General features: G+C 40.5%; 21 protein-coding genes. 6 read left to right on the top strand and 15 right to left on the bottom strand.

Annotated features, from left to right (window positions below):
* Positions 1 to 71 precede the first annotated feature (71 nt).
* The 8 genes from alaS to IHV77_RS07650 form a co-directional block, all read right to left on the bottom strand.
* Positions 72 to 2,696, bottom strand: a complete 2,625-nt coding sequence (gene alaS / locus IHV77_RS07685) for an alanine--tRNA ligase (RefSeq protein ID WP_194813253.1) — start codon at positions 2,694 to 2,696, stop codon at positions 72 to 74.
* Positions 2,697 to 2,948: 252 nt separating this feature from the next.
* Complete coding sequence (gene uspA / locus IHV77_RS07680; protein ID WP_194811403.1) at positions 2,949 to 3,374, bottom strand: universal stress protein UspA; 426 nt, start codon at positions 3,372 to 3,374, stop codon at positions 2,949 to 2,951.
* Positions 3,375 to 3,458: 84 nt separating this feature from the next.
* Complete coding sequence (gene pepP / locus IHV77_RS07675; protein ID WP_194811402.1) at positions 3,459 to 4,772, bottom strand: Xaa-Pro aminopeptidase; 1,314 nt, start codon at positions 4,770 to 4,772, stop codon at positions 3,459 to 3,461.
* Between the two features lie 26 nt (positions 4,773 to 4,798).
* On the bottom strand, positions 4,799 to 5,344 hold the full coding sequence (locus IHV77_RS07670) for a YecA/YgfB family protein (protein WP_194811401.1): 546 nt from the start codon (positions 5,342 to 5,344) through the stop codon (positions 4,799 to 4,801).
* An 86-nt stretch (positions 5,345 to 5,430) separates the two neighbouring features.
* Positions 5,431 to 6,120, bottom strand: a complete 690-nt coding sequence (gene rplA, locus IHV77_RS07665) for a 50S ribosomal protein L1 (protein ID WP_194811400.1) — start codon at positions 6,118 to 6,120, stop codon at positions 5,431 to 5,433.
* Between the two features lie 4 nt (positions 6,121 to 6,124).
* Positions 6,125 to 6,553: a 50S ribosomal protein L11 gene (rplK, locus tag IHV77_RS07660; protein WP_194811399.1), complete on the bottom strand. Its 429-nt coding sequence runs from the start codon at positions 6,551 to 6,553 to the stop codon at positions 6,125 to 6,127.
* 141 nt (positions 6,554 to 6,694) lie between these two features.
* Positions 6,695 to 6,961, bottom strand: a complete 267-nt coding sequence (locus tag IHV77_RS07655) for a hypothetical protein (protein WP_194811398.1) — start codon at positions 6,959 to 6,961, stop codon at positions 6,695 to 6,697.
* A 12-nt stretch (positions 6,962 to 6,973) separates the two neighbouring features.
* Entirely contained in the window at positions 6,974 to 7,417 is a 444-nt protein-coding gene (locus IHV77_RS07650) for a hypothetical protein (protein ID WP_194811397.1), read from the bottom strand.
* A 122-nt stretch (positions 7,418 to 7,539) separates the two neighbouring features.
* On the opposite strand from IHV77_RS07650, the gene IHV77_RS07645 reads away from it, so the two are divergent.
* Positions 7,540 to 7,917, top strand: a complete 378-nt coding sequence (locus tag IHV77_RS07645) for a helix-turn-helix domain-containing protein (RefSeq protein WP_194811396.1) — start codon at positions 7,540 to 7,542, stop codon at positions 7,915 to 7,917.
* A 59-nt stretch (positions 7,918 to 7,976) separates the two neighbouring features.
* On the opposite strand, the gene nusG is transcribed toward IHV77_RS07645, so the two are convergent.
* From nusG to lysM, 6 genes are all read right to left on the bottom strand, one after another.
* Positions 7,977 to 8,534 (bottom strand): transcription termination/antitermination protein NusG, encoded by a 558-nt coding sequence (gene nusG, locus IHV77_RS07640; RefSeq protein WP_194811395.1) that lies wholly within the window; start codon positions 8,532 to 8,534, stop codon positions 7,977 to 7,979.
* A 1-nt stretch (position 8,535) separates the two neighbouring features.
* Entirely contained in the window at positions 8,536 to 8,949 is a 414-nt protein-coding gene (secE, locus tag IHV77_RS07635) for a preprotein translocase subunit SecE (RefSeq protein WP_194811394.1), read from the bottom strand.
* 136 nt (positions 8,950 to 9,085) lie between these two features.
* On the bottom strand, positions 9,086 to 10,333 hold the full coding sequence (gene clpX, locus IHV77_RS07630; protein WP_194811393.1) for an ATP-dependent protease ATP-binding subunit ClpX: 1,248 nt from the start codon (positions 10,331 to 10,333) through the stop codon (positions 9,086 to 9,088).
* Between the two features lie 9 nt (positions 10,334 to 10,342).
* Positions 10,343 to 10,924, bottom strand: a complete 582-nt coding sequence (gene clpP / locus IHV77_RS07625) for an ATP-dependent Clp endopeptidase proteolytic subunit ClpP (RefSeq protein WP_194811392.1) — start codon at positions 10,922 to 10,924, stop codon at positions 10,343 to 10,345.
* A 129-nt stretch (positions 10,925 to 11,053) separates the two neighbouring features.
* Positions 11,054 to 12,355 (bottom strand): trigger factor, encoded by a 1,302-nt coding sequence (gene tig / locus IHV77_RS07620; RefSeq protein WP_194811391.1) that lies wholly within the window; start codon positions 12,353 to 12,355, stop codon positions 11,054 to 11,056.
* Between the two features lie 219 nt (positions 12,356 to 12,574).
* Positions 12,575 to 13,015, bottom strand: coding sequence for a peptidoglycan-binding protein LysM (gene lysM / locus IHV77_RS07615; protein WP_194811390.1), 441 nt, complete (start codon positions 13,013 to 13,015; stop codon positions 12,575 to 12,577).
* Between the two features lie 171 nt (positions 13,016 to 13,186).
* Here lysM and ypfJ point away from each other — a divergent pair, with 171 nt between their 5' ends.
* The 5 genes from ypfJ to IHV77_RS07590 all read left to right on the top strand — a co-directional run bounded on the left by ypfJ (position 13,187) and on the right by IHV77_RS07590 (position 18,808).
* Complete coding sequence (gene ypfJ, locus IHV77_RS07610; protein WP_194811389.1) at positions 13,187 to 14,017, top strand: KPN_02809 family neutral zinc metallopeptidase; 831 nt, start codon at positions 13,187 to 13,189, stop codon at positions 14,015 to 14,017.
* Positions 14,018 to 14,284: 267 nt separating this feature from the next.
* Positions 14,285 to 15,883 carry a lactate permease LctP family transporter gene (locus tag IHV77_RS07605; RefSeq protein ID WP_194811388.1) on the top strand — a complete coding sequence of 533 codons (1,599 nt, stop codon included), beginning with the start codon at positions 14,285 to 14,287 and terminating at the stop codon, positions 15,881 to 15,883.
* A gap of 78 nt (positions 15,884 to 15,961) precedes the next feature.
* On the top strand, positions 15,962 to 16,693 hold the full coding sequence (locus IHV77_RS07600; protein WP_194811387.1) for a (Fe-S)-binding protein: 732 nt from the start codon (positions 15,962 to 15,964) through the stop codon (positions 16,691 to 16,693).
* Positions 16,694 to 16,697: 4 nt separating this feature from the next.
* Positions 16,698 to 18,110 carry a LutB/LldF family L-lactate oxidation iron-sulfur protein gene (locus tag IHV77_RS07595; protein ID WP_194811386.1) on the top strand — a complete coding sequence of 471 codons (1,413 nt, stop codon included), beginning with the start codon at positions 16,698 to 16,700 and terminating at the stop codon, positions 18,108 to 18,110.
* On the top strand, positions 18,110 to 18,808 hold the full coding sequence (locus tag IHV77_RS07590) for a LutC/YkgG family protein (RefSeq protein ID WP_194811385.1): 699 nt from the start codon (positions 18,110 to 18,112) through the stop codon (positions 18,806 to 18,808). The genes IHV77_RS07595 and IHV77_RS07590 overlap by 1 nt, the downstream gene beginning before the upstream one ends.
* 58 nt (positions 18,809 to 18,866) lie before the next feature.
* Here IHV77_RS07590 and hslU read toward each other — a convergent pair whose 3' ends face one another.
* Positions 18,867 to 20,201 carry an HslU--HslV peptidase ATPase subunit gene (gene hslU / locus IHV77_RS07585; protein ID WP_194811384.1) on the bottom strand — a complete coding sequence of 445 codons (1,335 nt, stop codon included), beginning with the start codon at positions 20,199 to 20,201 and terminating at the stop codon, positions 18,867 to 18,869.
* Positions 20,202 to 20,237: the final 36 nt, after the last annotated feature.

Here is a 20,237-nt window from a genome sequence, read left to right as displayed (position 1 = left end):
CTATACCAAGCTTGTATTTTTAGACATATTTACTATTTAGACGGTTAACTTTCCGCCAACCTAAGCCGATATTATAGGTTTTCGTTTAACCAATCTTGTGCGGCTTTAATTGCCAGTGCCACATTTTCAGGTTGAGAACCGCCGGCCATTGCCATATCAGGGCGGCCACCGCCTTTCCCACCGACTTGTTGAGCCATTAAATTCACAAGTTCACCAGCCTTAACTTTGGTCGTTAAATCTTTTGTTACTCCAACGACAAGATTGACTTTTTCATCTAATACCGATGCAAATACGATGACACCTGAGCCAAGTTGGTTCTTTAAGTCATCAACCATAACTCTTAAGGATTTTGTTTCAATACCGTCTAATTGATGGGCAATCACAGAAACACCGTTAATTTTCACCGCACTTTTCACAAGATCGGAACCGGCTTGCATTGCCGCTTTTTCTTTTAATCCTTGAAGCTCTTTTTCCGCTTTCTTCGCTTTATCTTGAAGTTGCTGGATTTTATCAATAAGTGTATTTACATCGGATTTCAAGAGTTCCGAACTTTGATTCAAAATACGCTGTTGATTAAGTATCCAATTCATCGCATTCTCAGCGGTAACCGCTTCGATTCGGCGAACACCTGCCGCTACAGCCGTTTCCGTTGTAATTTTGAACAGTCCGATATCACCGGTATATTTTGCGTGAATACCGCCACAAAGTTCAATAGAGAAATCCCCCATTGTTAATACGCGCACCTGATCTGCATATTTTTCGCCAAATAACGCTATAGCCCCTTTCGCTTTCGCCGCTTCGATTTCCATAATCTCCGTTTGGATCGGGAAATTAGCGCGCACTTTTTGGTTTACAAGGCGTTCAATCTCTTCAAGCTGTACTTTGGTAATCGCTTCAGGATGAGCAAAGTCAAAGCGTAATGCGCTATCCGAAACAAGCGACCCTTTTTGCACAACGTGCGTACCTAATATTTGACGCAATGCGGCATGCAATAAATGTGTTGCCGAGTGATTAAGCGATGTTTGATGACGACGTTCTGCATCCACCACGGCATTGACGCTTTGCCCCACGGCTAATGAACCTTGTTCTAATTCACCGATATGCCCGAACACTTGACCGTATTTTTGCGTATCTTTTACACTAAATGAGACACCTTCCGCCGTTATATAACCGCTATCGCCGATTTGACCGCCGGATTCCGCATAAAACGGCGTATTTTCTAATATCACTACGGCACTTTGTCCCGCAGAAATTTGCTCTACCGATTTACCATCATAGAAAAGTGCGGTTATTTTCGCCGAAGATCTTGATTCGGTATAACCTTCAAATCTCGTTTCGCCTTCAACACGAATCACGTTACCATAATCAACACCAAATTGACTTGCCGCCTGCGCCCGTAAGCGTTGCGCTTCCATTTCGCGTTCGAAGCCTTCTTCATCAATTGCGATATTACGCTCACGGCACACATCAGCAGTTAGATCCAGTGGAAATCCGTAAGTGTCATAAAGTTTAAATGCCACCTCACCGGAAAGCACGCCATTTTTAACATTTGCAAGTGCCTCATCCAACAGGGTTAAACCCCGTTCTAAGGTGCGTGCAAATTGTTCTTCCTCCAAGCGTAAGAGTTTTTCAACATTCGCTTGTTTCGCTTTAACGTCTTGACCCGCTTCCGCCATTACTTCAATTAATGTCGGCACCAATTTGTAGAAGAAAGTCTCTTTTGCACCTAATAAGTGTCCGTGGCGAACCGCGCGGCGAATAATACGGCGCAATACATAACCACGCCCCTCGTTTGATGGAATCACGCCATCTGCGATAAGATAAGCACAAGAACGAATGTGATCGGCAATCACACGCAAAGATTTATTATTTAAATCCGTTGTACCAACAATTTCTGCGGTTTTCGCAATTAATGTTTTAAAAATATCAATATCATAGTTTGAATTGACGTGTTGCAATACGGCCGAGATACGTTCTAGGCCCATACCTGTATCCACCGATGGACGCGGTAGTTTTTCCATTGTGCCGTCAGCCAAGCGATTATATTGCATAAACACAACGTTCCAAATTTCAATATATCGATCACCATCTTCTTCAGGCGATCCCGGAGGCCCACCCCAAATATGATCACCGTGATCGTAGAAAATTTCGGTACAAGGGCCGCAAGGACCGGTATCGCCCATTGCCCAGAAATTATCGGAAGCATAAGGCGCGCCTTTGTTATCTCCAATGCGGATAATACGTTCAGCCGGAACGCCGACTTCTTTATTCCAAATGTCGTAAGCTTCGTTATCGGTCTCATAGACGGTGACCCATAATTTTTCTTTTGGCAAACCGAGCCATTGCGGTGACGTTAAATACTCCCAAGCAAAATTGATCGCATCGTGCTTGAAATAATCACCAAAGCTGAAATTTCCAAGCATTTCAAAAAAAGTATGATGACGCGCCGTATAACCCACATTTTCCAAATCATTATGTTTACCGCCCGCACGCACACAACGTTGTGCCGTTGTAGCGCGAGAATAAGCACGTTTATCCAAACCAAGGAAAACATCCTTAAATTGGTTCATTCCTGCATTGGTAAAAAGTAAAGTCGGATCATTTTCAGGTACAAGCGAGCTACTTGCAACGATTTGATGACCTTTACTGTGAAAGAAATCAAGGAATGATTTCCTAATCTCTGCTGTTGTTTTCATCATAAACCTGTTTGTAAAAAATAATTTAAAGTTAAAATCGATCGGGCTATTCTTGCATATTTTTCTCATTTAGAGAAAAGCTTTTTACTTACAAATCGCTATCTTTGTTCATTATTTAAACGCCTACTTCTTTTTTTATAAAATTTTCGGTTCTATTCAAAATAGCCAAAATAAAACCGCACTTTACAACACAATGTAAAAAGTGCGGTCAAAATTTATTTATTTTTTTAAACGAATGAAAACAAACGTCACTTATTCATCACGAAGCGGAACAACTAACATATCAATTTTGATCGTATTCATCACTTGGCGTGTTGAGGACATTAATTTACTCCAGAAATCTTGATGATGACCTGTTACCAATAAATCAATATCATAATGCTCAATCGCATCACTGAGCACCTGACCTAAATCACCGCTGCCACTTAATTTCTCCTGAATCGGATAATCGGCTCTTTCAGATAAATCCAATAACGCCTTTTGGGTTTCACTTGAAATTCGATCCTGCATAGACGACATATTGACATCAATCAATCCCGTATAAAGATCCGAGAAATTAACATCTACGTGAATGATGGAAAGTTTCGCATCATGACGTTTTGCCACGGCAACCGCTTTTTTGAGTAAAAATTCGCTCTCATCGGAAAGATCAACTGCGACTAAGATATGTTTATACATAATCGACCCCCTGTCTTATTGTATTTAATTTACTTATCTGTGAAGTATAGTAGCACTCCAAAAATCAAAAAAACTTGCGGTAGATCACATTTTGGAAAATACTTTATTTTTTTCCATTAAACTTTCAATCTCGTTAATTTCTTTTGGAGCGGCAGCCGTTAAAATCTTATTGCCATACTCCGTTATTAGCAGATTATCTTCAATACGCACTCCGATTCCCTTATATTGCGCCGGTACATCCGCTTCTTCTGAAATATATAACCCCGGTTCTACGGTAAGTACCATACCCACTTCTAAAATACGATCACGTTCTTCGCCATACTCGCCTACATCATGCACATCTAATCCAAGCCAATGCCCTAAACCATGCATATAAAATTGACGATGGGCTTTTTGTTCTATAAGTTCATTCACATCTCCATGCAAAATACCAAGCGCCACCAACCCCTGTACTTTGATGCGAATCACTTCATCATTCACTTTTTTGATAGAACTTCCCGCCACCAATAACTCAATCGCACGCTTCTGCGCTTTTAAGACTAATTCATAAATTTCACGTTGCGCTTGGGTAAATTTACCATTTACCGGAAAAGTCCGGGTAATATCACCGGCATACATAGCAAACTCACAACCCGCATCAATTAGCACAAGATCACCGTCTTTTAACGGCTGATCATTTTCCGTGTAATGTAAAATGCACGCATTATCACCGCCGGCAACAATCGAATTATATGAGGCAAAACGTGCGCCATGGCGGTTAAACTCATACAAAATCTCACTTTCAATTTCATATTCAAAACGATTAGGACGGGTTTCCTGCATCGCTTTAATATGCCCTAAGGCAGAAATTTGCCCCGCTTGTTGCATTAAGCGAATTTCATTCGGCGATTTAATCAAGCGCATTTCGCTTATCATCGGACGCCAATCTAAAACATTCGAAAAACTGACCGCACTTTCACACAGCAATTTATCTCCCCATAAATGCCATTTCGGCGCATAATAAAGTGCGGTTAGATTTTGCGTAATTTTGGTAAAAATCGTACTGAATTTATCTATCGAATAAGCCTCATCTATATTCAATTTTTGCGCGGCTCTCTCCACACCTAAACGGCGACCATTCCAAGTTTCTAACAAAGGATCACGGGGACGAAGAAAAACAATCGCTTTTTCTACTTGTTCGGTTTTCATGAGAACAAGTGCCGCATTCGGCTCATTAAAACCGGTTAAATACCAAAAATAACTATCTTGGCGGAAAGGAAAATCACAGTCATTATTACGGCGTTTTTCAATTTCTGAAAACAATAGCAACACAGAATTAGGTTGCATTTGGGCCAAAACCCGTTGACGACGTTGTATAAATTCTTCTTGAGGCAATTCAGCCATATAAGCAAGATCCATTTTTTATCCCTTCCCTTGCAATATGATTAATGTAAGACCGGTTTTTCCGGCGCCGAATGTTGACTAAATTCCGTATAAAACAAGACGGCAATCGTGCGAATATATTCTATAATTTCTTCAAGTGCCTCGCTCATTTCTTCTTTGTCATCCTCTTCATCATAACCGAGTTGGCAAATATCCCGTAAATCATTCACCGCTTCTTCAATTTCACCTTTTTCCCTATCCAAATGCGGCTGCGCTAAACCTAAACCAAGCAAAAAGTGATTAGTCCATTCCGAAAGACTGTCCGCACGGATAAAAACATCGCTCTCTTCCGCTAAACAAAGCTCGAAAGAAAAACTTTCTACATCCGATAATTCAGCAAAAATGGCTTGATAAAGTTCGGTTACTTTAGCTAAAAGCGCGCTAGGATAGGCGTGATTATCATTGGTGAATTGATAGAGTAAAGCCTGCCAACTGTGATCATTCACTCCACCACAGATTAATCCGCTTAAAAATCCGTGAAGTTCGGTTGCATTAATACCGATGCCTGCACTCTTAAGCTGCTGATTCAGCTCCGTTTGAAAAATCATTATTATTTTCCCTATGATAAAAATAGAAAAAAGAAAACCGCACTTTAGTCGATAAAGTGCGGTTTAAATTTTAGCAATTCTTTAAATTATAAAGAAGATTGATCAACAGCAACACCTGCCCCCATTGTGGTGGAGATGCTTACTTTCTTAATGAACACACCTTTCGCTGTAGTTGGTTTTGCTTTAGTTAAAGCAGCCAATAACGCTTGAAGGTTTTCTTTTAACTGTTCTTCAGAGAAATTCACTTTACCGATAGTGGTGTGAATGATACCGTTCTTGTCGTTACGGTAGCGAATCTGACCTGATTTCGCATTTTTAACCGCTTCTGCTACGTTTGGTGTAACAGTACCGACTTTTGGGTTTGGCATTAAACCGCGCGGGCCTAATACTTGACCTAATTGACCCACAACACGCATTGCATCAGGAGAAGCGATAACAACATCAAAGTTCATTTCGCCTTTTTTGACTTGCTCTGCTAAGTCTTCCATACCTACTAAATCAGCACCCGCTTCTTTAGCTGCATCTGCATTTGCGCCTTGTGTGAATACTGCAACACGCACTTCACGACCTGTACCGTGTGGAAGTACTGTTGCACCACGGACGTTTTGGTCAGATTTACGAGGATCGATACCTAAGTTCACCGCTACATCAACGCTTTCAACGAATTTAGCCGTTGCGAATTGTTTCAATACTGCGATTGCCTCGTTGATATCATACGCTTTAGTAGAATCTACGCCAGCTTTGATTGCTTTCATTTTTTTAGTCAATTTAGCCATCGTATTACTCCTCCACCACTAAGCCCATTGAACGAGCAGTACCTTTGATTGATTCCATTTTGGTCTCGATAGTCGCACCGGTCATATCTGCCGCTTTCGTTTCAGCAATCTGACGGATTTGATCTAAGGTTACTTTACCCACTTTATCTTTATTCGGTTTACCTGAACCGGATTTGATGCCCGCAGCTTTTTTCAATAATACTGCCGCCGGTGGGGTTTTCGTGACGAACGTGAATGAACGGTCTGCATAAACTGTGATTACAACCGGAATCGGTAAACCTTTTTCTAAGCTCTCGGTACGAGCATTGAATGCTTTACAAAATTCCATAATATTCACACCTTGTTGACCTAATGCAGGACCAACTGGTGGTGATGGGTTAGCCATACCGGCCGCCACTTGCAACTTAACGTATGCTTGGACTTTTTTTGCCATTTTTAAGTTTCCTCTTGATGGGTATAACGCAGAAAATCTGCTCCCCTGTTACACAAAAATACGAGCTAATGAATTAGCTCGTAAATAGTTTTTGAATTCTATAAAAAATTTGACCGCTTTTCAAGCGAATTTTATATTTTGCTACATTTGCTTAGTCTTGCTTTCAGGGAATAGCAAGACAAAACAACTCATTGGAATAACCGTAACAGCCGCCCAACGTGGATCAAGTCCCAAATCTTTTAAACGACCAGCTGCACAATAGTAAAATATAACAAATTGAATAATATACACTACTAGTGCAATGTAAGGACTTATCCTTAATGTAAGAATGTATAAAAGACCAAAGAATATACAATTAATCACATAAAAAATTGCATATATTGTTCGATTTAATGGTTTAACATTCATAAAAACCCCTACTTAATCTTTCTTGCCACATTCAAACACTTGTGCCGAAACACGGAAGCTTAGTACTCGACTAGTATCGATAATATTAGGAGCACAGACTCCGTTTGGTGTAAAGCAAGTTGCTTTTGCTTCCACTATCCGTAGCGTAACTCTCTTCGCTTTGCCTGCTACTTCTACAGCATTATTCCTAGCATCGTTTAATGCGCCCCGTCTTGCTTCTTCTAATGTGGGATCTGTGTATATAACATCAAACGGTCGATTTTTATCAGAATTTGTTTTATCAAATCCCTCTACCTCCCCTAATACTTTACAGCCATAAGGAGTTGATCTTACTATCGAAATTCCTCTCGCTTTTTCATCCAGCGGTTTTGGTTCAAAAGGTTTTGTCACCACACACCCTGTTAGCATTGTCGCAACACCTGTAACGATTACAGCCCCTAATAAAAATTTTTTCATAATCACCTCAAATAAAAGTACAAAATTTATGGTATAGTTTAGACTCTGTATAGGTAAATGCCAGTATCCGGCAATATCAAAAAACTGACTTTTACGGTAGAAAATCACACTAAGAGGCAAGAATGGAAATTCACGAAAAAATCCGAGTAATGCGAGAAATCAACCAATGGTCGCAAGAGGAAATGGCAGAAAAACTAGATATGTCGCCGACAGGTTATGCCAAAATTGAGCGTGGACAAAGTAGCCTTAATTTAGATAAGCTGAAACAGATTGCCGCTATTTTTGATATTGATTTGGTAGAGCTGATAGCAACTCAAGATAGATCTTTTTTCTTCTCTATCGGAGATAATAGTAATAATCATAGCTATATAGCTGTACCGGAAACATTAGCATTAGAGAACCAAGCCCTTAAACAATTATTACAATCCCGAGATAGTGAAATTGCAGCTTTAAAAGAAATTATTGAATTATTAAAATCCAATCCAAAATCATCGGATTAACCCTATAAAAAATGGCTTATACAATAAGCCATTTTTTATATTCAAAGTGCGGTCAAAAATTAGTTTGTTTTTTCAACTTGACCAAATTCCAATTCAACCGGTGTAGCACGTCCAAAGATAGAAACGGAAACTTTTAAGCGACCTTTTTCATAATCTACTTCTTCTACCGTACCGTTAAAGTCTGCGAACGGACCTTCGGTAACTCGCACCTCTTCACCCGGTGAATATTCATTACGGTGACGCGGCTTATCAGAACTTTGTTCTAAACGACTTAGAATAGTGTCAGCCTCACGTTTAGAAATCGGCGCCGGTTTATCCGGTGTTCCGCCGATAAACCCCATTACACGCGGCACGCTTTTTACTAAGTGCCAGGTATCATCATTCATTTCCATTTCTACAAGCACATAACCCGGAAAGAATTTACGTTCGCTTTTACGACGTTTACCGGCTACGTTTTCAACCACTTCTTCACTAGGTACCAACACTTCACCAAATTGGTCTTCCATTTGGTGCTGTTTAATATACTCACGCAAAGTTAATGCGACACGGCTTTCAAAACCGGAAAACGCTTGTAAAACATACCAACGTTTTTTTGATACTGTTGTTTCTTCGGTCATTTTAGAATCTCAAATCGGTTAAGAAGTTAATAATAGATACGATAATGGAATCTGCCGCCCAGAAAAATAGTGATGAAATCACGGTTACAGCCATTACGATTAATGTTGTTTGACGGGTTTCGGAGCGTGTCGGCCACACGACTTTACGCGCTTCATTTTTCGCTTCTTTAAAGAAATTACGAGCTTTCGTACCTTGATTGGTTATCGCAGCAAAAATAAAGGTGAGCACAAGGAGCACAGCTATCGCAATGACACGAATCGGTGCTGAAAATTCTTTTTGGAAATACACGTTACCGACTGCCGCCGCGGAGAAGAAAACGACAACCAATACCCAAAGTAATGTATTTAGACCTTTTGATTTACCTTCTGTCGGCTCTTCTATTTTTTTCTTTTTATCAACAATTTCAGTTGTCATAATTGAATCCGTTTTAAAAGGGGAAAATAGGGATAATTTAAGAACGCGCGATTGTAGCATTTTCTTTTGAAATTTCCTATTGAAAAATAAGAAATGAAAAAAACACTTAGAAAATCAACCGCACTTTCTCATGCACCTAAGCCAGGTAAACCAGTTCAGGTGCTTTGTTTTCCACAATCGTTGCTTCGTTCACTACGACTTTCTCAAGATTTTCAAGAGACGGTAAATCGTACATCGTATCCAATAACACGGCTTCTACGATAGAACGTAAACCACGTGCACCGGTTTTGCGTTCAAGCGCTTTTTTCGCCATTGCTTTTAAGGCTTCCGGCGTAAACTCCAATTCAACGTTTTCTAAGCCGAACAATGCTTGATATTGTTTGGTTAAGGCATTTTTCGGTTGAGTAAGAATTTGTACCAAAGCCTCTTCATCTAATTCGCTCAATGGTGCAATCATTGGTAAACGACCGATAAATTCAGGAATAAGACCAAACTTCATTAAATCATCCGGTTCTACCTGACGGAGTAATTCTGACAAAGATTGTTCCTCGTCTTTTTCTACCTTAGCATCAAAGCCGATACTTGTACCGATTTGTGTACGCTTACCGATAATCTTATCCAAACCGGCAAACGCGCCTCCGCAAATAAAGAGAATTTTTGAGGTATCAACCTTCAACATTTCTTGTTGAGGGTGTTTGCGCCCGCCTTGTGGAGGCACAGAGGCAATAGTCCCTTCAACCAATTTCAATAAAGCTTGTTGAACGCCTTCTCCGGATACATCACGTGTGATAGACGCCCCCTCAGACTTACGGCTAATTTTATCGATTTCATCGATATAAATTATGCCTTGTTCCGCTTTTTCCGTATCATATTCACAATTTTGTAGCAATTTTTGTAACACGTTTTCCACGTCTTCACCGACATAACCGGCTTCCGTTAAGGTTGTCGCATCCGCCATAGCGAAAGGAACATTTAAGCGTCGTGCCAACGTTTGCGCAAGTAATGTTTTACCGCTGCCCGTCGGGCCAATCAGCAAAATGTTACTTTTACCTAATTCCACATTATCGCTTTCATAGTTACTACGTAGGCGTTTATAGTGATTATATACGGCTACGGAAAGCACTTTTTTGGCATAATCTTGACCGATCACATAATCATCTAAATGTGCGCGAATCTCATGAGGGGTAGGTAATTTGGTGTCATTTTTAACCGCACTTTCATCACCGTTCTCATCATTCATTTCATTACTTTCTTCCAGCATAGAATGGCAAAGTTCAATACATTCGTTACAAATATAACCATCCGTACCTGCAATCAATTTATCTACTTCACCTTTTTCTTTGCCACAGAAAGAACAATGTAAATCTTTATTTTCGGTTGTCATTTTAAATCCTTAACGTTGAACCAACACGTCATCCACTAAGCCATAAATTTTAGCTTCTTCCGCAGACATAAAGTTATCACGATCGGTATCCTGTTCAATGCGCTCAATGCTCTGTCCGGTATGGAAAGCCAAACGTTCGTTTAAGGTATGTCTAATTTTTAAAATTTCTTGTGCGTGAATTTGAATATCCGATGCCTGTCCACGATATCCGCCTAATGGTTGATGAATCATTACGCGAGAATTTGGTAATGCGGCACGTTTTCCGGCAGTACCTCCGGCCAATAAAAATGCGCCCATAGAACACGCCTGACCGATACAAAGGGTACGTACATCCGGCTTAATAAATTGCATCGTATCGTAAATTGCCATACCGGCCGTTACCGAACCACCCGGTGAATTGATATAAATATTAATATCTTTGGTCGGATCTTCCGATTCTAAAAATAGCAACTGTGCGACAATCAAATTTGCCATATGATCTTCAACCTGTCCGGTTAAAAAAATCACGCGTTCTTTTAATAAACGGGAATAAATATCGTAGGCACGTTCGCCACGCGAAGTCTGATCTACGACCATTGGAACTAAACTCATTTTCTCACCTATTACTCATAAAGTTGTTGGCTATTTTACCTAAAAAAGACCTGCAAATAAAAACGCGGTCGCTTTTATTTAAAATAGCGACCGCACTTTTAATCAATCACAGTGATAAATCGATCACAATTACGCAGTTTGCGGATTCATAATTTCATCAAATGAAGAAGCTTTTTCTGTCACTTGTGCTTTTGCAAGAACAGCATCGACTGCTTGCTCTTCTAACACGACGTTACGAATATTATTCATTAACTCTTCATTTTTACTGTAATACTCAACCACTTCGCTCGGTTGCTCATATGCAGAAGCGATATCTGCGATCATTGCTTTTGCACGCTCTTCATCTACTTTCAATTCATTTGACTTGATCACTTCAGAGAATAACAAACCGACTTGAACGCGACGTTTTGCATCCGCCTCAAACAATTCACGTGGTAATTGCGCCGCTTGCTGGGTATTGCCGCCAAAACGTTGTGCCGCTTGGTTACGTAATACATTGATTTCTTCTTCAACCGCAGAAGTCGGTACATCAATCGGATTTTGTTCAATTAAACCGCTGATAACCTGTTGTTTCACGCGAGATACTAGTGCGTTTTTCAATTCGCGTTCCATATTTTTACGAATTTCCGCACGTAAATCCGCAACGGATTTTGTATTCGGACCAAATTTTGCAACAAATTCGTCCGTTAATTCAGGCAATACCATGTTTTCTACTTTTTTCAAAGTAATCGCAAATTTTGCCGGTTTACCTTTTAAGTTTTCTGCGTGATATTCTTCAGGGAAGGTAACATCAATGCCAAATTGCTCACCCGCCTTATGCCCAACAATACCTGCTTCAAATCCCGGAATCATACGACCTTGTCCCATAAACAGAACAAAGTCGGATGCCTTACCGCCTTCAAATTCTTCACCATCAACAGAGCCTACAAAATCAATGGTTACGCGATCATCCGCTTTTGCTGCCTCTTGACTTTCCGCCCAAGTCGCTTGTTGTTTGCGTAATACATCGATCATTTTATCGATATCGGCTTCATTAATCTCAACTGCCGGTTTTTCGACTTTGATATTTTCTAAACCTTGTAATTGCACTTCCGGATAAACTTCAAAAGTTGCGGTAAAAACCAAATCTTTACCTTGTTCAAAAGTTTCAATGGCGAAAGTCGGACGACCTGCAATATTGATTTTCTCTGCGATCACCGCATCGAAAAAATGGCGTGGTAATAAGTCATTCAATACATCTTGACGAATTGATGCGCCAAAACGTTGTTCAATAATGTGAGCTGGCACGTGTCCTTTACGGAAACCATCTACGCGAACATTTTTTGCCGCACGTTTAAATTCTTCACGCGTTGCTTTCTCAACAGTTTCAGCCGGAACAGTGATCGCCACACGGCGCTCTAAACCTTGGGTTGTTTCAATATTTAATGACATTTGTAACCTCAATTAATTTTGCACTCGGTAAAACTCACACCGAACACGTTGTTAATAAAAATAATAGTGATAAAAAACCGCCGAATTATAACGAAATAAAAGCAGTCAGTCGATAGAAAGTCGATAAATCAACCAAAAAGCCATTTATTTTGATGAATTTATCAGCAGAATTTCGAGTATAAAAAAGTGCGGTTAAAAATGACCGCACTTTGATGATTCTTATAAACCTTTTGGCAAACGAATTTTTTGTCCCGGGAAAATTTTATCAGCGTCTTTAATTACCTCTTTATTCGCTTCAACAATCGCCGTATATTTTGCGCCGTTGCCGTAAGTTTTTTCTGCAATCTTCCACAGAGTATCGCCTTTTTGAATGGTGTAGAAAGTATCTTCTGAAGCCAAACTTTCGCCGTTGCTAACGGTTACGCTACTGGTAACGGAACTAATGCCTTGAATATTCCCTGCCATCAACACCGCTTTTTCTAATGCGGCTGCCGTAGAAGCGACACCTTGAATATTCGCCACACCATCTTCAACCGTGACCGAAAGATTTTCTACGCCCGGATTATCTTCCGCAATGTGTTGCGTTACTGCTTGTGAAGCATCTTCTTGTTTAGAAAAAATTTTCTTGCCGATATCACCGACAAAATCAAATAAGCCCATTTTTTATTCCTTTTCGGTTGTAAATTTCAGACGTTACAATACTTAAAAGTAATGAAAATGTCTATAAACGACCGCGTAAATTCTTGTAAATCTTTTCTAAAACCACTTTAAAGACAACTGCACTTTGATAAAATACGCGCACTTTATCATTCACTAAACTCAGGAGAAAATATGCGTTGGCAAGGCAGAAGAGAAAGTTCAAATGTTGAAGATAGACGAAGATCCGGCGGTAATTTTGGCGGCGGCAAAAGCACCGGTATTTTGGGCTTTATTATTTTATTAGTCGGTGCTTATTATGGTGTTGATCTCTCGGGTTTAGTCGGCACCCCCGATTTTTCAGGACAATCTTCTCAACATTTAGAAACACAGGAAGAACAACAACTCGCCGCGTTATCGAAAGTCGTTTTAGCGGATACAGAAACGGTTTGGGGCAATTATTTCAAGCAAATGGGTTATCAATATCAAGAACCGACTATGGTACTTTATAGTGGTGCGACTTCTACCGCTTGTGGAACGGGGCAATCGGCAATGGGGCCATTTTATTGTCCGAATGATCGTAAAGTTTATTTAGATTTGTCTTTCTACAACGATATGAAAAATAAATTAGGTGCCGCCGGTGATTCAGCCTTTGCCTATGTAATTGCCCATGAGGTAGGACATCACGTGCAAAACTTGTTAGGCGTTTTAGGGCAAGTTCATCGGACCCAACAAACGATGGAGCGCAAAATGGCGAATCAGCTTTCCGTGAAACTTGAATTACAAGCCGACTGTTTTGCCGGTGTATGGGCAAATCAAGCGGTCAAAAGCGGCTTATTTGAACGCGGTGATGAAGAAAAAGCCTTTAATGCGGCTGAAGCCGTAGGCGATGATCGTTTACAAAAGCACGGGCAAGGCTATGTGGTGCCGGATAGTTTTACTCATGGCACATCAGCACAGCGTTTGACCTGGTTTAGAAAAGGCTTGCAAAGCGGTAATCCAAGTATGTGTGATACCTTTAATTAACAAAAAGGCTGACTTGGAAAACAAAGTCAGCTTTTTTATTTCTAATTAAACCCTCCCCAAATCACATAAAATAAAGTGACAAAAACACCAATAATTTATTAATTCTTATAATTTTTTTTTAAAACTTAAATAATTTTTCAATAAAACCTGAGTAGGAGTAGGATTTTTTGTGATATTACTCACAATTTCTCAAAATAGGTATACCCTATTAACATAAAAAAAACTAATATATGTACGTTTTTTTAACATAATTTTAAGGAAATTTTAATGCTGTCTTTTGTTCTTAGTATTTTCCCTATCATTTTATTGATTTATCTTATGGTTAAACGCAATGCGTTGCCATCTTATGTAGCCTTACCGTGGATCGCCACCTTGGTAATGGGTGTCCATCTTCTTCATTTTGATACGGATATTGTTACCATTAGTGCGAATGTTGTCTCTGCAATCGTTGCAGTACAAACACCAATTACCGTTATCTTCGGCGCAATTTTATTTAACCGTTTTAGCGAAGTTTCCGGCGCAACAAATATTATGCGCAAATGGCTGGGAAACATTAATCCTAATCCGGTAGCACAATTAATGATCATTGGCTGGGCATTTGCCTTTATGATTGAAGGTGCAAGCGGTTTTGGTACGCCGGCTGCGATTGCTGCGCCTATTTTAGTCGGCTTAGGTTTTCATCCGTTAAAAGTTGCAATGCTTGCATTGGTGATGAACTCGGTCCCTGTGTCTTTCGGTGCGGTCGGTACACCGACTTGGTTTGGTTTCGGTCCGTTAAAATTACCAAGTGAAATGGTTTTACAAATCGGTGCGGTCACTGCGTTTATCCACTCCGTTGCCGCTTTTATCATTCCGATCTTAGCCTTACGCATCGTCGTTAGTTGGCAAGAAATTCGTAAAAACTTGTTGTTCATCTACATTAGTGTATTCGCTTGTGTTATTCCTTATTTCCTCTTAGCACAAGTAAACGATGAGTTCCCATCATTAATTGGTGGTGCTGTCGGATTATTTATTTCCGTGTGGGCTGCTAACCGTAACATCGGTTTGGCAAAAACGGATAATACGCTTGATAATCAAGCCGTTAGTACTTCACAAGTGTTAAAAGCCTTATTCCCGACCGGTTTACTTATTGCTTTTTTAATTGTAACCCGCGTACAGCAATTACCGTTTAAAGCAATGATGAACGACACTACCGTTTGGTTCTCTACCGTATTAGGATCACTTGGTACCTTTGAAATAAGTAAAGGACTTATCTTTACCTTGAAAAATATTTTTGGTTCTCAGGTTTCATCCAGTTATAAATTGTTATATGTACCTGCGCTCATTCCATTTATTATTACGGTGCTTATTGCAATTCCGTTCTTTAAAGTGTCCGGTGAAAACGTAAAACAAATTTTTAGCTCAAGCTTAAAACAATCAAAAAATCCATTTATTGCCTTAATGGGTGCTCTTGTAATGGTTAACTTAATGTTGGTTGGCGGTGAGCATTCTATGGTAAAAATTATCGGTCGCACATTTGCAGAGGTAACCGGCAGTGACTGGACGATTTTCTCCTCATTCCTTGGTGCTATCGGTTCGTTCTTCTCAGGTTCAAATACCGTATCAAACTTAACATTCGGTAGTGTGCAACTTTCAACCGCCGAAACCACCGGTCTCTCTGTTGTGCTCATACTCGCCTTACAATCGGTGGGCGGTGCAATGGGGAATATGGTGTGCATTAATAACATCGTAGCAGTAAGCTCAGTGCTGAATATTTCCAACCAAGAAGGTCCAATTATTAAAAAAACTATTGTGCCAATGGTAATCTACGGTATTATTGCAGCCCTTTGCGCACTATTCTTAGTGCCGCTGTTCTACACTCTTTAAAAATTTATTTGAAAAAACGACCGCACTTTTTATAAAGTGCGGTCGTCGTTGACTTCTCTTTTTGTTGGAGCATTAAATATGAACGTGAATTTTTACGTTACCTGTATTGCGGACATAGTAAAAAGCGGTGTAGCAAAAAACACTGTCTTATTGCTGGAAAAGCTCGGGTGTCAAATTACTTTTCTTGAAAAACAAGGCTGTTGTGGGCAGCCCGCATTAAATAGCGGTTACACAAAACAAGCAATTCCGGGAATGAAAAGTCTAGTACAAACCTTTGAAGCAAATGATTATCCCATCGTTGCTCCCGCCGGTTCCTGTGTCTATGCAATTAAAAATTATCCTGAATATTTTACACGTGCAGGCGAGCCTGAATGGGCTATACGTGCACAAAAAGTCGCCGATCGTTTCTACGACTTAACGGATTTTATTGTCAATAAGTTAGGTGTAACCGACATCGGTGCATATTTACCCGGAAAAGCGGTTTATCACCCGTCTTGCAGCCTTTCGCGTAAATTGGGTATCGTGAACGAGCCAGTCGCACTCTTAAAAGGTGTGAAGGGTTTAGAATTATTACCAATTCACAACCAACAAGCCTGCTGTGGTTTTGGCGGAACATTTTCCGTAAAAATGGCAGAAATTTCCGGTGAAATGGTAAAAGAAAAAGTTGAGCATATTGAAGAAGTAGAGCCCGATTATTTAATCGGTGCAGATGTAAGCTGCTTACTCAATATTGGCGGACGCCTACAACGTGAAGGCAGCAAAATCAAAGTAATGCACATTGCCGAAGTATTGATGCAAGGGGAGAAATAATAAGATGTCATTAAAAACAAGCCAACTTGCGTTTAAAGATCGTGTTAATCACGAAGTTAATAATCAAATTATGCGTAAAGCCGTGGTGAAAGCGCAAGAAACTATCGGTGCAAATCGTCAAAAAATGGTGGATGAATTAGGTCATTGGGAAGAATGGCGTGATCTTTCCAAACAAATCCGTAACCATGTTTTAGCTAATTTAGATGCTTACTTGTATCAATTAAGTGAAAATGTGCAAAAAAACGGAGGTAAAGTCTATTTTGCGGAAACCGCAGAAGAAGCGCGTGAATATATCCGCCAAGTCGCATTAGAAAAAAATGCCAAGAAAATCGTGAAATCCAAATCAATGGTTACCGAGGAAATCGGTTTAAATGAAACCTTAGAAAAAGAAGGTATGCAAGTGATTGAAACGGATTTAGGCGAATATTTACTCCAAATTTCCGGTGATAAACCGTCCCATATCGTTGTACCTGCAATTCACAAAGATCGTCATCAAATTCGCAAAGACCTTGCTGAAAAACTGGGTTATGAAGGTGAAGAAACACCGGAAGATATGACTCGTTTTGTGCGTGAAAAAATTCGTCAAGATTTCCTAGAAGCCGATATCGGTATCAGTGGCTGTAACTTTGCCGTTGCCGAAACGGGTTCCGTTTGCTTAGTAACGAACGAAGGAAATCTACGCTTAGCCACCGCACTTCCTAAAACCCATATCGCCGTAATGGGTATGGAGCGTCTTGCACCAACCTTTCAAGAGGTGGACGTTTTAATCACAATGCTTGCCCGAAGTGCCGTAGGGGCAAAGTTAACCGGCTATAATACTTGGCTTACAGGCCCGCGTCTTAAAGGTGAAACCGATGGCCCCGAAGAATTTCATTTAGTCATTGTGGATAATGGTCGTTCCGATATTTTAGCTTCTGAATTTCAAGAAGTGTTGCGCTGTATCCGCTGTGGTGCCTGCTTAAATACCTGCCCGGCTTACCGTCAAATCGGCGGTCACGGTTATGGTTCCATTTATCCGGGTCCAATCGGTGCCGTGATTTCACCATTGCTTGGCGGGTATGATGAATTTAAAGAATTACCTTATGCCTGCTCTTTATGTAATGCATGCAATTCCGTTTGTCCGGTTCGTATTCCGTTGGCTCAACTTATCTCAAAACACCGTGAAAAAATGGTGGAACAGGGTAAAACACCTACAATGGAACAACTTTCCATTTTCGGTTTCACCTTTGCCAATGCCCACCCAACATTATGGAAAGTAGGGGTGAACGTAGGAGCAAAACTTGCCGGTAAAATTATTAAAAACGGTAAACCAATGCTTTCTGTCGGCGCACTTTCCGAATGGACAAAAGCAAGAGATCTACCACAGCCGGAGGGCGAAAGCTTCCGTCAATGGTTTAATAATAGAGGTAAAAACTAATGGACGCACAAAATCGCGAAAACTTTTTGAATAAGTTGGTAGCCAAAATGGGGAAAGCACGCAGCACCCAACCGGCTCCAATGCCAACACCGGTGAACACTTACCCGACTGAGCGTTTAACCCAATTAACGCAAACCGAACTTGTCAACGAATTTATTAATTCTGCGAAAACAATGATGGTGGATGTAAATATTGCAACGGAAACGGAAGCAGCAAGCGCATTATTAGCATTATGTGAAAAATATGGCGGAGGTGATGTGGTGCTCAATTCCGATGAACGATTAACCGCATTAAGTATTCCACAAGTCTTAGCGGAAAAATACACCTGCCACACTTGGTCACCTGAAAGTGCAAAGGAAAATATCGCCTTTTCAGAGAAAGCGAATATTGGTGTTGTCTATGCAGATTATGGTTTAGCTGAAACCGGTGGGATTGTGTTATTTTCAAATCAAGATCGTGGTCGTTCGGTAAGTTTACTGCCTGAAAAATCTATCGTTGTATTACGTAAAAGCCAAGTCGTTCCTCGTGTGGCTCAAGTTGCAAAAGTACTACATGATAAAGCGCAACAAGGCGAGCGTATGCCATCTTGTATCAATATTATCTCAGGCCCTAGTTCCACGGCTGATATTGAGTTGATTAAAGTTATCGGTGTACATGGCCCTGTTGCTAAAATCTATTTAGTCATTGACGATCTATAACGCCAAAACAAAAGTGCGCAGAATATGCGCACTTTTTTCATTGACCAAACAAAGGAAATTAAAGGATAAAACGGCTTAAATCTTCGTTTTCTACCACCTCACCCAAGGCATCCGCCACATAAGCCGCATCAATATTGACCGTTTGCCCGTTCATATCGCTGGCATTGAAAGAAATTTTATCCATCAAACGCTCCATGACGGTGTGTAGGCGGCGAGCGCCGATATTCTCGGTTTTCTCATTCACACGGAATGCCGCCTCAGCGATTTTTTTCACCGCCTCTGATGTAAATTCAATGTTTACACCTTCTGTCGCCATTAGCGCCTTGTATTGCTCGGTTAATGAGGCATTAGGCTCTGTTAAAATACGCTCAAAATCAGCCGCACTTAGTGCTGAAAGTTCAACACGAATAGGTAAACGCCCCTGTAATTCAGGAATTAAATCGGAAGGTCGCGCCACTTGGAATGCGCCAGAGGCAATAAACAAAATATGATCGGTTTTGACCATACCATGTTTGGTGCTGACCGTTGAACCTTCCACTAACGGTAATAAATCACGTTGTACACCTTCACGTGATACATCTGCACCGCTGTATTCACCTTTTTTACAAATTTTGTCAATCTCATCAATGAACACAATCCCGTTTTGCTCCACCGCATCAATCGCTTTTTGTTTCAGCTCTTCAGGATTGATTAATTTTGCCGCTTCATCATCGATCAAGGTTTTTAGCGCATCTTTGATCTTCATTTTGCGTTTTTTCGTTTTTTCGCTACCGAGATTTTGGAACATAGACTGCAACTGATTAGTCATTTCTTCCATACCCGGAGGCGCCATAATTTCCACCCCCATAGAAATACCGGCTGAAACGTCAATTTCGATTTCTTTATCATCTAATTGGCCTTCACGCAATTTTTTACGAAATGCTTGGCGGGTACCACTGTTGCTATCGTGATTTTCCACTTCCCCCCATTGATTTTTAGCCGGAGGCAATAAAGCATCAAGAATGCGCTCTTCTGCCGCATCTTCCGCTTTTGCACGATTTTTAGCGATTTCTTGTTGACGAACCAGCTTCATCGCACCATCCGTTAAATCACGAATGATAGAATCCACTTCTTTCCCCACATACCCTACTTCCGTAAATTTTGTCGCTTCCACTTTAATAAACGGCGCATTAGCCAATTTTGCCAAACGGCGCGCAATTTCCGTTTTCCCCACTCCGGTCGGTCCAATCATTAAAATATTTTTAGGTGTCACTTCATGGCGTAGCGGCTCTTGCAATTGCATACGACGCCAACGATTTCTTAAAGCAATAGCAACCGCTCTTTTGGCATCAGCCTGTCCGATAATATGTTGATCTAATTCAGAGACAATTTCGCGAGGAGTCATTTCAGACATAATTTATTCCTTGATTTGTTATTCTGTGTATTAATA

It is taken from the genome of Rodentibacter haemolyticus, from assembly GCF_015356115.1.
GTDB classification, from domain to species: domain Bacteria; phylum Pseudomonadota; class Gammaproteobacteria; order Enterobacterales; family Pasteurellaceae; genus Rodentibacter; species Rodentibacter haemolyticus.
The sequence above is the reverse complement of the archived record's forward strand: the minus strand, read 5'-3'. Positions and strand labels throughout refer to the sequence as shown.

Excerpts from the sequence above, each read along its gene's own strand:
- alaS (WP_194813253.1), bottom strand. The coding sequence starts at position 2,696 with ATGAAAACAACAGCAGAGATTAGGAAATCATTCCTTGATTTCTTTCAC.
- uspA (WP_194811403.1), bottom strand. The coding sequence starts at position 3,374 with ATGTATAAACATATCTTAGTCGCAGTTGATCTTTCCGATGAGAGCGAA.
- pepP (WP_194811402.1), bottom strand. The coding sequence starts at position 4,772 with ATGGATCTTGCTTATATGGCTGAATTGCCTCAAGAAGAATTTATACAA.
- IHV77_RS07670 (WP_194811401.1), bottom strand. The coding sequence starts at position 5,344 with ATGATTTTTCAAACGGAGCTGAATCAGCAGCTTAAGAGTGCAGGCATC.
- rplA (WP_194811400.1), bottom strand. The coding sequence starts at position 6,120 with ATGGCTAAATTGACTAAAAAAATGAAAGCAATCAAAGCTGGCGTAGAT.
- rplK (WP_194811399.1), bottom strand. The coding sequence starts at position 6,553 with ATGGCAAAAAAAGTCCAAGCATACGTTAAGTTGCAAGTGGCGGCCGGT.
- IHV77_RS07655 (WP_194811398.1), bottom strand. The coding sequence starts at position 6,961 with ATGAATGTTAAACCATTAAATCGAACAATATATGCAATTTTTTATGTG.
- IHV77_RS07650 (WP_194811397.1), bottom strand. The coding sequence starts at position 7,417 with ATGAAAAAATTTTTATTAGGGGCTGTAATCGTTACAGGTGTTGCGACA.
- IHV77_RS07645 (WP_194811396.1), top strand. The coding sequence starts at position 7,540 with ATGGAAATTCACGAAAAAATCCGAGTAATGCGAGAAATCAACCAATGG.
- nusG (WP_194811395.1), bottom strand. The coding sequence starts at position 8,534 with ATGACCGAAGAAACAACAGTATCAAAAAAACGTTGGTATGTTTTACAA.
- secE (WP_194811394.1), bottom strand. The coding sequence starts at position 8,949 with ATGACAACTGAAATTGTTGATAAAAAGAAAAAAATAGAAGAGCCGACA.
- clpX (WP_194811393.1), bottom strand. The coding sequence starts at position 10,333 with ATGACAACCGAAAATAAAGATTTACATTGTTCTTTCTGTGGCAAAGAA.
- clpP (WP_194811392.1), bottom strand. The coding sequence starts at position 10,924 with ATGAGTTTAGTTCCAATGGTCGTAGATCAGACTTCGCGTGGCGAACGT.
- tig (WP_194811391.1), bottom strand. The coding sequence starts at position 12,355 with ATGTCATTAAATATTGAAACAACCCAAGGTTTAGAGCGCCGTGTGGCG.
- lysM (WP_194811390.1), bottom strand. The coding sequence starts at position 13,015 with ATGGGCTTATTTGATTTTGTCGGTGATATCGGCAAGAAAATTTTTTCT.
- ypfJ (WP_194811389.1), top strand. The coding sequence starts at position 13,187 with ATGCGTTGGCAAGGCAGAAGAGAAAGTTCAAATGTTGAAGATAGACGA.
- IHV77_RS07605 (WP_194811388.1), top strand. The coding sequence starts at position 14,285 with ATGCTGTCTTTTGTTCTTAGTATTTTCCCTATCATTTTATTGATTTAT.
- IHV77_RS07600 (WP_194811387.1), top strand. The coding sequence starts at position 15,962 with ATGAACGTGAATTTTTACGTTACCTGTATTGCGGACATAGTAAAAAGC.
- IHV77_RS07595 (WP_194811386.1), top strand. The coding sequence starts at position 16,698 with ATGTCATTAAAAACAAGCCAACTTGCGTTTAAAGATCGTGTTAATCAC.
- IHV77_RS07590 (WP_194811385.1), top strand. The coding sequence starts at position 18,110 with ATGGACGCACAAAATCGCGAAAACTTTTTGAATAAGTTGGTAGCCAAA.
- hslU (WP_194811384.1), bottom strand. The coding sequence starts at position 20,201 with ATGTCTGAAATGACTCCTCGCGAAATTGTCTCTGAATTAGATCAACAT.